Genomic DNA, 13,995 nt, shown 5'->3' on the forward strand with positions numbered 1-13,995 from the left:
GTCTACTCTCCTAATCCATCTTCTACCGCACTTACCATTCCTTTTAGTGCTTCTTCTTCATCTTCACCTTCACAAATCAGCTCGATTTCATCCCCTCGCTTAATACATGCACCAAGTACACTGAGTACACTTTTTGCATTTGCGATGGAATCTCTGTATTGAAATGTCACCTTACTTTTATACCGACCTGCAGTATTACAAAATATCCCAGCTGGTCTTAAATGCAAACCAGTTGGATTTTTTATTACAACTTTCTGACTTACCATACTACTCCTCCATGCTATTTTTTCTCTATCTTTACTTGAACCTGGGGATTTCCAACAACCTTAACTCCGTCTTCGAGTTCAATAGCTAATGGAATGTTATACGTTCCTGCTTTATCATATCCCTTTAAGTCTATGCTTACTTTATTTGCCAGATTCGTAATGTTGTCCAATTTCCCGCTTTCACCTTCTAATGTAATTTCCACATTAATAGATGAATCATAATCTACTTGTAATTTACTATCTAAATTATTGATGATAATAGAACCCGTGGACACATCAAACTTCTTCGTACCTGGCTGAGTTACATTTATTGTTACCAATACATTTCCTGCATTTGGATCCGCCAGTGTAATGTCCTGAGGTAATACCTTCGATAAATCCACCGTGACTTCTGCTTTTTCCGATAGATTTTCTGCCACCACCATGGATGATGGAATACTAATCTTCGTAATTTTATCTAAATCTTCTTTTTTACCTGCAATATCAATCTTTTTCGGCTCATAGGTAAGTCCTGAATAGAAATATCCTTCCGCTGCAGAAATTTCCGAATCATCGATGCTGATATCCACACTTTTAATTTTCAAAAGTTTCACTTGAACCCTTACACCTTTGTCTGCACTTAGGTTATTCGTCAGTTGAGTCGAATTAATGATATTATTGTTATTATCATAAATGTACAGCTCACCTTCTAACGTTTTGTCTTCCGAAAGACCCGCCACATCTACTTGAGCTGTCACCCTTGAAATATTGTCGATTACCTTTTTCGGTCCGCCTATTAAAACAGTCTCTGGCTCTGCAGTCATCTCTCCAAGAACATTTCCATCTTGTACCGTCCCTATTGATGACGTGCCAATCGGGAAAGTCGCCTTTTTCTCATCATCAATACTTACCTGTATATTTGAAGGATTGGCAGTCGCCCCGTCTATACTGCCTTCAAATCCAGACACCTTTACACTTACCGGGATAAGCTGACCATTCATGATTTCCTTCACATCTGCCGTTGCGACGATATCCTCTGCCTTTATATTTCCTAAAACCGAACGCTTCGCCCGGATTGTAACATTCACTGTAGTATCCTCTGGGAAATCAAGAATCTGTCCATTCTTTGTGATAATATCCTGATTCACGACTTCTACCTGAATGCCCGACAAACTCTTTGAGTCAATTGGATCACTTACATTAACAACCAAAAACCACAGTAAAAAGGCGATTACAAATGCCAAAATTTTAAGAGGAAGATTATTTAGAATCTTTTCGCGCATGTTTCAAAACCCTCCCTTTTATTCTGCCCATCCAATTCGATGTTGCATTTGCTTTTATCTGAATCTGAGTCAGCCATTCTTCCAACTCATTTCGTGTGATGTTCCGATCAAGCTTTCCGCTTTGAGCAACGGAGACAAAGCCTGTTTCTTCTGAAACCACTACAATCAAGGCATCACTGACCTCACTTAAACCAAGAGCCGCTCTGTGTCTTGTTCCTAACTCCTTGCTGATATTCGAACTATCAGTAAGAGGTAGATAGCTTGTAGCAGAGATAATTCGATCTCCACGCATAATAACAGCCCCATCATGCAATGGGGTGTTGTGCTCAAAAATATTTAACAGCAACTGTTTGGATACCGCTGCATCAACCCTTATTCCAGTTGTTTCATACTCTGTTAGTTGAATTGCCTGTTCCACTACAATAAGCGCTCCAGTTTTCACGTTGCTCATAGCAAATGTCGCATCTACAATGTCACGTTTTGTAGCATCACTAAAACGGATGCTTTCTCTATTACTTCCATCCAAATTAATAACAGAAGTTAAAAATTGTTTTTCCCCTAACTTTTCTAATGCACGTCTTAGTTCAGGTTGAAATACAACAACTACTGCCGTCGCCATAACGGTAATGGAGTTTCGAACCAGATACAAAATGGTATGCATGCGTAAAATAGTCGCAACCAATACACAAATTGCCAACACTAAAATACCCTTTAAAAGCATCCATGCCTTTGTATTATTTATCCAGCGAATTAATTGATAGATTAAAAAGGTCAGAATAACTATTTCCAAAATATCCGTAAAATGAATCCTCGGAAAGTAAATATCTGTTCCGAAAAATCTCTCAATTGATTGCAGAATTGCCTGATTCACTTTGTCACCTCCCCGCTAGTTGTTTTGTGGTGTAATCACCCTTGTTTTATCATCCACTGTCTCGCTCTCAGACTCAGGTTCTGCTTCCTTCATCTTATCTGCATCCAATAACTGTGTAGCCTGAGACTCTTGACGCTTATTAATTGTTTTAATTGTTTTTCTTTTCATATTCACAATAGACTTTGGAACTGCTTTCACATAGTACACATACAAATCGTCTTCGAACTCCAACGACTCTGTCCGAGAGTAATCCACTGAGAACAAAAACAGTTCTAATATTAGTCCAACAACGATGGACAAAACTCCACCTATCATTAATTGTGTGAAATTTAATTCAACATTCATAAAAATGCTTCCCACTGCAATTGTAACAATTGCAACAACTGTTCCTGAAATAATTGCAATTTTCCACCCATGGTTGATTGCCATTTTTCGAATCGTATAGACACAGATAAAACAAATCACAAAAGAAATCATATAGAGAAGCATCTCTTTATTCTGAAAGACTTGTTTTGAAAAGCTAACAATCTGATTGGTCAGACCTTCTCCTTCGTCTCCCTTTACCATAGCTCCTCCAAATTTATTAGCAACCTTTAGCACGTAATAAATCACCGTTCCAAACAACATGGAGATTACATTCGACGGCTGGCTCGTTAAACCATAAGCCGTAGGCAATACAAAGGGTACCCGTAACCAGAATGCTAATGGTGACAATAGAACCATTACAGCATTTCCATCCGAAACCCGGAAATAGAACACATACATTACCAAAAAGACAACTGCCACAACAATCAATGCACTTAATGACAATGCATACATGTGAGCCAAAATCAGTACTGTACCTAATGCCAAAACTACTCCCGGTGTTAAAAACGCACAAATAACCGCAAGTCCCAAAGACACCAGTGGAGAAGTCAACATCTTCATAAATCCAATCGTATGGTTAATATAATAAAAGGTTACAAATGCAAGTAGAAACGTTAAAAGCCGTGTAATTACATTCGTATATTTCCCGTAAAAAAACTGAATTTCCTCTTTAAGCGTCAATATTTTTTCCATTTTGCCTGTTCTCCCTCTCATAGGTCTTTAATAGTCGAATTAATCCGTGATTGTATTTTCTAATTCTACTTCTCGAATCTGCATGCTTTTTGTTGAAATACCGATATCCGATAATCCCGTACAGACCCAAAACCACAAAATACCCTACAACTGCAATAATTCCCAGCATCACTAGTTTTCCGGTTCCTCCGCCGCCTTGCAAGTCACCTAAAAATCCAAGGCCGATAAGCCCCCATATTGCAACATATCCCAGTGTTACCCAAATCAACGTCGCTATGGTATGAAAACTCACATAATCTTTTCGGTAATATTCACTGATTTTAATATCCTCCCGACCCTGCTTTTCCTCATACATGGTAAGCGTTGTCATTAATCTCACTTTCCTCTTGTCTATCATCTCTACACCTCGATAATCTTTAAAAATACACATCATTTTAAAGTATATCAAAGATTACTTTCCTTGTCCAATACTTATAGTCAGAAAACCAACCTCTTGCACTCCCACTTTTCTAAGTAAATCCGCCAGTTCTTCTATTGTACTTCCAGTGGTAAAGATATCGTCTACAATTAACGCTTTCTTTACATTTTTAAGGGCTCCCTTCATTTGAAATGCATCTTTTAAATTCCCCTTTCTCTCTTCTTTGCTCAATCCCTTTTGGGGCATTGTCCTGCGGACTCTTTTCACACAATCAAATGTTGGAATACGACTGATTATCTCAAGTTCTTGTGCCAAAATCAGGGTTTGATTATATCCCCGTTCTTTTTTTCTCCATGGATCAATGGGAACAGGAACCAGTATTTCCGGTGAAAAATTCCGTAGAAATCCTTTGCCCCTAACTGCCATCTCATTTGCAAAAAACCTTCCTATATACCTTTGATTGTGATACTTAAAGCGATAAATAGCCTTTTGTATCACCCCACTGTGTAAAAATATCCCCCTGCCTCTTTCAAAAGAGCGCTCTCTTCTCTCACAGTCATGACACATACTTTCACACTCGTTTTCAATTGGCTTTCCACATTTTAAGCAGCTCGGTTCCTGAACTTCATATCGATTCAGTTTTTTAGCACAAGGAGTACATACTCCTGTTTTACTTACCTTCTGGCAAATCGGACATACTTCCGGCCAGATCAGCTTATTTATTTGCTCCTTCATGTAATTCTTGGATTCGCTTTGACAAAGTCGTATTTCTTTTTTGTTCCATAGTATTTTTAATCATATCCTGAAAAACAGTCTCACTGCCTACAATCGTCACACAAGACTTCGCTCTTGTAATTGCAGTGTAGATTAAGTTTCGATTATACAGAGGCCTTGGACCACTTAGTAATGGTATAACCACTCCCGGATACTCACTTCCTTGAGATTTGTGAACCGTAATGGCATATGCTAATTCAACTTCTTCTAAAAGGGCGTAGGGATAAGACACGCTCTTGTTTTCATCATAAATGATTTCTACACTTTCCTCATAGTCGTTGATTGCCTTTATTATGCCAATATCACCATTATAGACTCCCAGCCCACTGTCTACCGCCATTCCATACTTGGTTTTTACCTGCCATTCCAGCTGGTAATTATTTTTAATCTGCATCACCTTATCCCCTTCCCGAAAGAGGCGTTCTCCAAAAAGCTTTTCCTTTTTCTTTCGGCTTGCAGGATTTAAATGCTTCTGTAATTCAATATTTAGATTATCTACTCCCAACAGTCCTTTTCTTGTGGGAGTTAAAACCTGAATATCATAAGATGTGGCATGAACATAATTAGGCAGCTTCTCCTTAATCAGCAAAAGGACAACATTAATAATCGTAGAAGCTTCCTGCCGTTTCAAAAAGAAGAAGTCCTCACTTTTATTATCGGCAACAACTGCTTCACCTTTATTTATTTTATGAGCATTGACCACGATATCACTTTCCTTTGCTTGACGGAAAATTTCGGTCAATTTAACGACTGGAAACACACCTGACGAAATCACATCTTCCAGTACTTTTCCCACCCCTACAGAGGGAAGCTGATTGATATCTCCAACCAAAATCAAACGGGTTCCAGGTATAATCGCTTTTAACAGCCCACTCATAAGAGGCAAATCTACCATGGAAACCTCATCAATAATTACGACGTCCGTTTCCAATGGATAATCTTCGTTTTTGCTAAATCCAGATTCTTCTTCCTCCGGACCTTTATTTACACCCAGCATCCGGTGGATTGTTGTCGCCTCATATCCCGTAGCTTCACTCATCCGTTTAGCCGCTCTACCAGTTGGTGCTCCTAAAAGTATTGACATTCCTTCCTTTTGAAAAAATCGAATCATTGCATTAATCGTCGTCGTTTTCCCAGTTCCAGGTCCTCCGGTCAAAACCATTACACCATTTTGAGCCGCTTCAAAGACCGCTTCTTTTTGAACCCCATCCAAAATGATACTTTCTTCTGATTCGATTTCTTCCATTCTGGATTCTAATGCACTGGAAAAAACTTTAAATTTGTAATTCAAATCATCTAACATTCTTGCAACATTTAATTCCATATAATAATACGTTGCAGGATAAATCCGAACTTGGGAATCTTCATTTTTAATAATTATTTTTCTTTCCATGGATAAATCGATTAGATGATTTTCAACTTGTGAAACTGGAACACCCAGCAGCTCCTTCGTTCTGTTCAGCAAGTCTTCCTGAACAAGATAAGTATGCCCCTCAGATGCACTTTGCTGAAGTGTATAATAAAGACCGCTTTTAATACGAAAATCAGAATCCCTCAGGATTCCTACTTTTGTTGCAATTTCATCTGCGGTTTTAAAACCAACACCTTCAATTTCATCTGCCAGTTGATATGGATTTTCTTCCAGAATTCGATAGATATTATTTTGATAGAATTGATAAATCTTCATTCCAAGACTTGTGGAAATCCCATATTTTTGCATAAAAATGACAGCATTCCGCACTTCTTTTTTTTCTTCTACTTGTCTGGCGATTTCCATCGCCTTTCTTTCACTGATACCTCTTATTTGAGCTAGTAATTCCGGCTCCTCTTCAATCACACGAAAGGTGTCTTCCCGAAACCGTCCTACGATTTTACCGGCAAGAGCCTGGCCAATGCCTTTAATTGCTCCACCACCCAGGTAGCGTTCTATGGACACTAAATCTTCCGGTTCGCATTCTTTATATCCTGTAACCTGAAGCTGGAGCCCATAAGTAGGATGACTTACATAATCACCCTTTAACTCCAGAAGTTCTCCTTCTTCAATAAAAGAGAAGTATCCTGTGCAGGATAATTCCCCCTCTTCGTTTTGAAGAACAAATACTGTATATGCATTGCTTTGATTTCGATAAATAATATGGTCGACATAACCCTTTATTATTTCCATTTTCTCTACTCAGTCCAATCACTTTTCATTAACTCTTTATATTCTCCCGTACCAATTGCTACTACCTTCATAGGTTCTTCTGCTGTAAGAGTATGTATCCCTGTTCTTTCTTCAATGAGTTCTTCCAGTCCACGCAGCAGGGAGCCTCCTCCTGTCAGAATAATTCCTCTGTCTAAAATATCGGCTGAAAGCTCAGGTGGTGTCTGTTCCAAAACCGCTATAATGGATTCTACAATCTGATCTGTTATTTCCCGAAGAGCATTTTCTGTTTCCAGGGAGGTGATTGTAACCGTCTTTGGCAGCCCCGTCACAACATTGCGACCTTTCACTTCCATCGCTTCCTCTTCCATTAATGGATAGGTCGAACCCACCTTAATCTTGATATCTTCCGCCGTTCTTTCTCCAATCAACAAATTGTGCTGAGATCGAATGTAACGCATGATTGCATCATCTAAATCATCACCGGCAACCTTAATAGAGGCACTTGCCACAGTGCCTCCCAGGGAAATTACTGCTATGTCCGTCGTTCCTCCACCAATATCAACAATCATATTCCCATAGGGTTTTGAGATATCAATACCAGCGCCTAAAGCCGCCGCCACAGGCTCTTGAACCACAAATACTTCTCTGGCTCCCGCTGCATAAGCTGCTTCTTCCACTGCCTTTTGTTCCACTTCCGTCACACCGCTTGGTACACACACACTAATCTTTGGTTTTTGAAAAGTTCTTCTTCCCAGGGCTTTTGTAATAAAGTATTTAATCATTTTTTCAGTCACAGTGTAATCCGATATTACCCCATGCTTTAATGGTCGAATTGCAATAATGTTTCCAGGCGTTCTGCCTAGCATCGTTCTTGCCTCTTCACCAAATGCCCTGACCTTGTTGGTGTCACGATCATAAGCCACCACGGATGGTTCCTTTATAATAACACCTCTTCCTCTCACATACACAAGAGTACTTGAGGTTCCTAAATCAATTCCTACATCTATAGACATGCGTCTTCTCCTAACGAAAATATTTCCTACTATCCGTACTATTATATAAAATTCAACAGAAAAGTAAAAGCCCTATTTACTTAGAACTTGCTTAATATATTTTCCAGTATAGGATTTTTCTACCTCGGCAACCTCTTCCGGAGTTCCAGAGGCTATGATTCTTCCACCTTTGTCTCCCCCCTCTGGTCCAATGTCAATAATATAATCTGCCGTTTTAATCACATCTAAATTATGTTCAATTACTACAACGGTATTTCCGTCTGAGGACAGCCTCTTTAATATTTCAGTCAATTTATGTACATCTGCAAAATGAAGACCTGTCGTAGGCTCATCTAAAATATATACCGTTTTCCCTGTACTTCTTTTGCTAAGCTCCGTTGCCAGTTTTACCCTTTGGGCTTCTCCACCTGAAAGTGTGGTAGATGGCTGACCAAGACGTATGTAAGAAAGCCCTACTTCATTTAATGTTTCCAGCTTTCTTTTAATGCTGGGCACATTTTCAAAAAATGGAAGCGCTTCTTCAACTGTCATGTTTAGCACATCATATATGCTTTTGCCTTTGTACTTTACATCCAGGGTTTCACGGTTGTATCTTCTTCCATCGCAGACCTCACAAGGAACGTAAACGTCCGGCAGAAAATGCATTTCGATTTTAATAATTCCATCACCTTTACAAGCCTCGCATCGTCCACCTTTTACATTAAAGCTGAACCGTCCCTTTTTATATCCCTTGGCTTTGGCATCCTGGGTTGCTGCAAACATGTCCCGAATCAAATCAAAAACACCTGTATAAGTTGCAGGGTTCGACCTTGGAGTCCTTCCAATTGGAGATTGATCAATGTTAATCACCTTATCAAGATTTTCAATTCCCTTAATGTCTTTATGAGCTCCCGGAATCACTCTTGCCCTGTTCAAATCCTTCGCTAATCGCTTGTATAATATTTCATTAATCAGTGAACTTTTTCCAGAACCGGAAACTCCTGTTACACATGTCAAAACACCTGTCGGAACTTTTACATCTACATTTTTTAAATTGTTTTCTTTTGCACCTTCAATTTTAAGCCAGCCACTTGGTTTTTGTCTGATTTCCGGCACTGGAATTTTAATTCTTCCACTTAGGTAAGCTCCCGTTATGGAATTCTTATTTTTCATAATTTCTTTTGCTGTACCTACTGCCACAACTTCTCCGCCATGCTCTCCAGCTCCTGGTCCAATGTCGATTACACAATCCGCCTCCAACATAGTATCTTCATCGTGCTCTACAACCAGAACGGAATTTCCCAAATCCTTTAACCGCTTCAAAGTCAGAAGAAGCTTATCATTGTCTCTTTGATGAAGACCAATGCTTGGCTCATCTAAAATATACGCAACCCCCACTAATCCCGAGCCTATCTGGGTTGCCAGTCGGATCCGCTGCGCCTCACCTCCTGACAAGGTTCCTGTATTTCTCGATAAGGTAAGATAATCAAGGCCTACATCCTTTAGAAAGGTAATCCTTGCCTTAATCTCTTTTAAGATTTGTTTTCCGATCAGCTCTTGCTGCTTTGTTAATTGCAATTGATCCAAAAAACTCCAAAGTTTTACAATAGAATAATCGGTTACTTCGGCAATGTTTTTCTCTCCTACCGTAACTGCCAAGGCTCCCGGTTTCAATCTTTGCCCATGACAGGTTCCACAAGGGGTGATACGCATAAACTGTTCATACTCACCTTTTGAATACTCTGATGAGGTTTCCCGGTATCTCCTTTTGACATTATCGATAATCCCTTCAAAAGCGACATCATAGATACCTTCTCCTCTTTGGCCTTTATAATAAACTTTAACCTCTTTTCCATCCGTTCCATATATTAAAATATCATGAATCTTCTTGGGATAATCCTTAAAAGGTGTATCAAGGGAAAACTTATACTCTTTCGCCAATGCATCCATAATTGCTCTGGTGTAGCTCTTTTTATCAGTTACCGACTGCCATCCCATAACTGCAATGGCTCCTTCGTTAATGCTCAGTCTCTTGTCAGGAATCATCAAATCCTCATCAAATTCCATCTTATATCCCAATCCAAGACAGTCCGGACACGCACCAAAGGGGTTGTTAAAAGAGAAGCTTCTCGGCTCAATCTCGTCTAAGCTATATCCATCATTGGGACAAGAAAAACTCTGAGAGAAGTTGATTTTTTCTTTTCCTATCACATCCACTTCCAGTAGTCCATCTGCCAGCTTTAAGGTGTCTTCTATCGAGTCTGTCAGCCTCTTTTCAATTCCTTCTTTCACTACCAAACGGTCTACCACTATTTCAATATTATGTTTGAAGTTTTTATCCAGAATAATCTCTTCTGATAGCTCATATAAATTTCCATCCACGATTGCCCGAACGTATCCACTTCTTTTCGCCTTATCAAGAAGTTTTGCATGACTTCCTTTCCGGCCTCGGACAACAGGGGCCAAAATTTGAATTTTACTTCCCTCCTCAAGCTCCATGACCCGGTCAACCATCTCATCAATTGTCTGCTTTTTGATCTCCGTTCCACACAGAGGACAGTGGGGAATTCCGATACGTGCGTACAAAAGTCTGAAATAATCATAAATTTCCGTAACCGTGCCTACCGTGGATCTTGGGTTGCGGTTTGTGGATTTTTGATCAATAGAGATTGCCGGTGAAAGACCTTCTATACTTTCCACATCAGGTTTTTCCATTTGTCCAAGGAATTGTCTGGCATAAGAAGACAAGGATTCCATATATCTTCTCTGTCCCTCTGCATAAATTGTATCAAATGCAAGGGAGGTCTTTCCGGAGCCACTCAGTCCCGTTAAAACCACCAATTCATTTCTCGGTATGTCTAAATCTATGTTTTTTAAATTGTTCTCATTTGCCCCTTTTATTTTAATGTATTTCTTGTTCTCTTTCGTCTGCCTGCTCATGTCATACCCTTTCTATTTTACAAGTCCTGAAGAACTGTTTTTAATTCGACTAATTGATCTCGTAACGTTGCTGCTGCTTCGAAATTAAGCTCTGCTGCCGCCTTCTTCATCTTCTTGGAAACATCTGCGATATGTTTCTCCAATTCTTTTCTGCTCATAGATTCCGGATCTTTATCCATAATCAACTCTGCAGTATCCACCTTTTGAGACACGCTGATTAAATCCCGTACTGCTTTTTGAATCGTCTTCGGTGTAATATTATGTTGTGTATTATATTCCATTTGGATTGCTCTTCTTCGATTGGTCTCGTCAATAGCCTTGTTCATCGAATCTGTCATCACATCTGCATACATTAGTACATGTCCCTCTACATTTCTGGCTGCACGTCCTATTGTTTGTATTAAGGAAGTCTCTGAACGCAAAAATCCTTCTTTGTCTGCATCTAAGATTGCAACTAAGGTAATCTCAGGAATATCCAGCCCTTCTCTTAATAGGTTGATTCCTACTAAAACATCAAACACATCCAAGCGCATATCCCGAACAATTTCTGTTCGCTCCAAAGTATCAATATCTGAATGGAGGTAACGAATTCGAATCCCCAATTCCTTCATGTAATCTGTCAAATCCTCTGCCATACGCTTTGTCAAAGTAGTAATCAATACTTTATTTTTCTTTTTGATTTCTTTGTTAACTTCACCAATCAAGTCATCAATCTGACCTTCCACAGGACGCACTTCTACCTTTGGATCCAGTAATCCTGTTGGTCGAATCACCTGTTCCGCTCTTAATAGTTCATGTTCCTTCTCATAGTTCCCAGGAGTTGCTGATACAAAGAGTATCTGGTCAATCTTGCTTTCAAATTCTTGAAAATTAAGGGGTCTGTTATCCAGTGCCGAGGGTAACCGAAATCCGTAATTTACCAACGTACTTTTTCTGGAACGGTCGCCATTATACATTCCGCCTATCTGAGGAATGGTCTTATGGGACTCATCAATCATCATAATAAAATCATCTGGAAAATAGTCAATTAGTGTATGGGGTGGTGCTCCCGGCTCCAACCCTGTCAAGTGTCTGGAATAATTCTCAATGCCAGAGCAGAATCCCGTTTCCCGCATCATTTCTACGTCAAAATTGGTACGCTCTTCTATTCTTTGAGCTTCAATTAATTTCCCTTCTCTTTTAAAATAAGCTAACTGCTCTACCAGCTCTGCCTCGATTTCCTCGATTGCCCGGTTCATACTGTCTTTTGAAACAACGTAGTGAGATGCCGGAAAAATCGCTGCATGCTTTAACTCGCTTTTTATTTCTCCAGTGAGAATATCTATTTCAGCAATTCTCTCTATTTCATCACCGAAAAATTCGATTCGAATCACATCTTCTTCTGATGTGGCTGGAAATACTTCTAATACATCTCCTCTTACCCGAAAAGTACCTCTTCGGAAATCCATATCGTTTCTTGTATATTGAATATCTATCAGCTTATGAATAATATCATCCCGGTCTCTTTCCATACCTGGACGAAGAGATATTACCATCTCCTGATAATCAATCGGACTTCCCAATCCATATATGCAGGACACACTGGCAACAATGATTACATCTCGTCTTTCTGAAAGTGCTGCTGTTGCAGAGTGTCTAAGTTTATCTATTTCGTCATTGATAGCAGAATCTTTTGCAATATAAGTGTCCGAAGACGGTACATATGCCTCCGGTTGATAATAATCATAATAGGATACAAAGTATTCTACTGCGTTGTCTGGGAACATCTCTTTAAACTCACCATAGAGCTGTGCAGCCAAAGTCTTATTATGGGCAATGACTAGCGTTGGTTTCCCAAGTTGCTGAATGACATTGGCCATCGTATAGGTCTTTCCAGAACCGGTAACTCCGAGTAAAGTTTGAGCTTGATTGCCCTCTTTAAACCCGGCAACCAGCTGTTCAATCGCCTGTGGTTGATCACCTGTTGGCTCAAAAGGTGCTTTTAAGTTGAAATCTGCCATAAAATATCCTCCCAAATCGACATTTAGCTCATAAGAATCTTCATATATTCTAACACAGCAATATTGAAAAGTACAGCGAAAAGGAACATTTGTTCGCATTTCTCGTTTTCGTGATATGTCAAGCCAAAGGGAACATCATTTGAGGACTTGGATGAAGAGAAAGTTACTCTACTTATGAATCATATCAATAGCGAAAAAAGAGACAACCTAAACGGGTATAGCCCATTTGAACTGTCTCAATTACTCCCGGACAATAAGCTTCATAACTTTTTTAAGCTTAAAGAGATCGAACCAGCATTCATTCCTCATTCCTTCAGCTTGTAAGTCCGATTCCTATTTTCCCCCAAAGCCTCTATTTTACCTTGTTTAACTAAATCATTTAATAAACTTCTCGTCTGCGGTGACTGAATCCCCAATACTTCAGCAATCTCCTTTGTTTTATACGCTTGTCTATTTTTCATGTAGGCAAGTATCCTTACGTAATTCTTTGATTTTTTATCGCTGATTTTGGTATTCATATTAAACGAATACTCATCATCTAACGGCATCACAATTCTAAACACATCATCTTCAATTATCTTCGGCTCTACACCAGAATATAATTTCCCATACTTAAATAAATTTCGCACATCGGATCCTAATTGATCTGACAATCCAATGTTCCTAAAAAAGGAAGCAATAATTGGGTTCTTAGGATTCGGCTCAAAATCATCCGGCGTTAAAACCCCGTCACAAGTTGCACGATTAACCTATCATCATACCTATCTACGGCATTATACCTCCTGACTTTTAAGCATACAAATACTATTACTTCTTTTCAAAAATAGAGTGGTATTCTTCTTCAATACTCCAGTATCCTTCTTTTTTTGAGCCAGTACGTTCAATTATTCCTATACTCTTCAATTCCTTCAAATGGCGTCCAACAGTACTTCTTAAAGCACCTCTAATTTCTGCTATTTCTTCTTTTGAATGATATTTAATATCTTTTTGAAGTTGGTTTGCTTTGTTTTACTGAACTGTTGTAGGAACTAATTCCATGTTTCGCAATATATCCTTTTCTGCCATCGACAGCATAACTATTTGATACTTATACATTTTTATATTTTCCATCCAGCTCATCAAAAAAATCGTTATAATCTCTACCCTTACCTGCTTTTATATCATTCATACTTTCTAAAATTCTATCTCGAATCACTTTCTGATTATCCTTATATTCTTCTTCACAATCTATCGCTCGCATTTCTTCCATAACTAACACCTCTATCTT

Annotated in this window: 12 protein-coding genes and 1 pseudogene; 1 reads left to right on the forward strand and 12 read right to left on the reverse strand. The window is 39.1% G+C overall.

The window, feature by feature from the left end; genetic code table 11:
- Positions 1 to 2: 2 nt before the first annotated feature.
- The 10 genes from NHH15_RS02990 to uvrB all read right to left on the reverse strand — a co-directional run bounded on the left by NHH15_RS02990 (position 3) and on the right by uvrB (position 12,728).
- Positions 3 to 266: an HPr family phosphocarrier protein gene (locus NHH15_RS02990; RefSeq protein WP_262065162.1), complete on the reverse strand. Its 264-nt coding sequence runs from the start codon at positions 264 to 266 to the stop codon at positions 3 to 5.
- 14 nt (positions 267 to 280) lie between these two features.
- Positions 281 to 1,528 carry a CdaR family protein gene (locus NHH15_RS02995; RefSeq protein ID WP_262065163.1) on the reverse strand — a complete coding sequence of 416 codons (1,248 nt, stop codon included), beginning with the start codon at positions 1,526 to 1,528 and terminating at the stop codon, positions 281 to 283.
- Complete coding sequence (gene cdaA, locus NHH15_RS03000) at positions 1,506 to 2,399, reverse strand: diadenylate cyclase CdaA (protein WP_262065164.1); 894 nt, start codon at positions 2,397 to 2,399, stop codon at positions 1,506 to 1,508. Before cdaA ends, NHH15_RS02995 begins: the two co-directional genes overlap by 23 nt.
- 15 nt (positions 2,400 to 2,414) lie before the next feature.
- On the reverse strand, positions 2,415 to 3,458 hold the full coding sequence (locus tag NHH15_RS03005; RefSeq protein ID WP_262065165.1) for a hypothetical protein: 1,044 nt from the start codon (positions 3,456 to 3,458) through the stop codon (positions 2,415 to 2,417).
- Complete coding sequence (locus NHH15_RS03010) at positions 3,436 to 3,855, reverse strand: hypothetical protein (RefSeq protein WP_262065166.1); 420 nt, start codon at positions 3,853 to 3,855, stop codon at positions 3,436 to 3,438. Before NHH15_RS03010 ends, NHH15_RS03005 begins: the two co-directional genes overlap by 23 nt.
- A 54-nt stretch (positions 3,856 to 3,909) precedes the next feature.
- Positions 3,910 to 4,611, reverse strand: coding sequence for a ComF family protein (locus tag NHH15_RS03015; RefSeq protein WP_262065167.1), 702 nt, complete (start codon positions 4,609 to 4,611; stop codon positions 3,910 to 3,912).
- Positions 4,592 to 6,814 (reverse strand): SF1B family DNA helicase RecD2, encoded by a 2,223-nt coding sequence (gene recD2, locus NHH15_RS03020; RefSeq protein ID WP_262065168.1) that lies wholly within the window; start codon positions 6,812 to 6,814, stop codon positions 4,592 to 4,594. Before recD2 ends, NHH15_RS03015 begins: the two co-directional genes overlap by 20 nt.
- Positions 6,815 to 6,819: 5 nt before the next feature.
- Positions 6,820 to 7,809 carry a rod shape-determining protein gene (gene mreB, locus NHH15_RS03025; RefSeq protein WP_262065169.1) on the reverse strand — a complete coding sequence of 330 codons (990 nt, stop codon included), beginning with the start codon at positions 7,807 to 7,809 and terminating at the stop codon, positions 6,820 to 6,822.
- A 72-nt stretch (positions 7,810 to 7,881) separates the two neighbouring features.
- Positions 7,882 to 10,728, reverse strand: a complete 2,847-nt coding sequence (gene uvrA / locus NHH15_RS03030; protein ID WP_262065170.1) for an excinuclease ABC subunit UvrA — start codon at positions 10,726 to 10,728, stop codon at positions 7,882 to 7,884.
- A 17-nt stretch (positions 10,729 to 10,745) separates the two neighbouring features.
- A complete protein-coding gene (uvrB, locus tag NHH15_RS03035) occupies positions 10,746 to 12,728 on the reverse strand; it encodes an excinuclease ABC subunit UvrB (protein ID WP_262065171.1) in 1,983 nt (660 codons plus the stop codon).
- Between the two features lie 114 nt (positions 12,729 to 12,842).
- Between uvrB and NHH15_RS15835 the strand changes: the two are divergent.
- Positions 12,843 to 13,052 (forward strand): annotated as a pseudogene (locus tag NHH15_RS15835) (hypothetical protein); the annotation flags it as partial.
- Here NHH15_RS15835 and NHH15_RS03040 read toward each other — a convergent pair.
- Together NHH15_RS03040 and NHH15_RS03045 are read right to left on the reverse strand one after the other, a co-directional pair.
- Entirely contained in the window at positions 13,034 to 13,381 is a 348-nt protein-coding gene (locus NHH15_RS03040) for a FaeA/PapI family transcriptional regulator (protein WP_262065172.1), read from the reverse strand. The pseudogene NHH15_RS15835 and the gene NHH15_RS03040 overlap by 19 nt on opposite strands.
- 434 nt (positions 13,382 to 13,815) lie before the next feature.
- The gene (locus tag NHH15_RS03045) at positions 13,816 to 13,977 is read right to left on the reverse strand and encodes a hypothetical protein (RefSeq protein ID WP_262065173.1); all 162 of its coding nucleotides are present in this window, start codon (positions 13,975 to 13,977) and stop codon (positions 13,816 to 13,818) included.
- Positions 13,978 to 13,995 lie beyond the last annotated feature (18 nt).

The sequence above is a fragment of the Aequitasia blattaphilus genome, assembly GCF_024721305.1.
Taxonomy (GTDB): Bacteria; Bacillota; Clostridia; order Lachnospirales; family Lachnospiraceae; genus Aequitasia; species Aequitasia blattaphila.

Bases quoted from the DNA above. Each gene is read 5' to 3' on its own strand.
- NHH15_RS02990 (WP_262065162.1), bottom strand. From the start codon at position 266: ATGGTAAGTCAGAAAGTTGTAATAAAAAATCCAACTGGTTTGCATTTA.
- NHH15_RS02995 (WP_262065163.1), bottom strand. From the start codon at position 1,528: ATGCGCGAAAAGATTCTAAATAATCTTCCTCTTAAAATTTTGGCATTT.
- NHH15_RS03005 (WP_262065165.1), bottom strand. From the start codon at position 3,458: ATGGAAAAAATATTGACGCTTAAAGAGGAAATTCAGTTTTTTTACGGG.
- NHH15_RS03010 (WP_262065166.1), bottom strand. From the start codon at position 3,855: ATGATAGACAAGAGGAAAGTGAGATTAATGACAACGCTTACCATGTAT.
- NHH15_RS03015 (WP_262065167.1), bottom strand. From the start codon at position 4,611: ATGAAGGAGCAAATAAATAAGCTGATCTGGCCGGAAGTATGTCCGATT.
- recD2 (WP_262065168.1), bottom strand. From the start codon at position 6,814: ATGGAAATAATAAAGGGTTATGTCGACCATATTATTTATCGAAATCAA.
- mreB (WP_262065169.1), bottom strand. From the start codon at position 7,809: ATGTCTATAGATGTAGGAATTGATTTAGGAACCTCAAGTACTCTTGTG.
- uvrA (WP_262065170.1), bottom strand. From the start codon at position 10,728: ATGAGCAGGCAGACGAAAGAGAACAAGAAATACATTAAAATAAAAGGG.
- uvrB (WP_262065171.1), bottom strand. From the start codon at position 12,728: ATGGCAGATTTCAACTTAAAAGCACCTTTTGAGCCAACAGGTGATCAA.
- NHH15_RS03045 (WP_262065173.1), bottom strand. From the start codon at position 13,977: ATGGAAGAAATGCGAGCGATAGATTGTGAAGAAGAATATAAGGATAAT.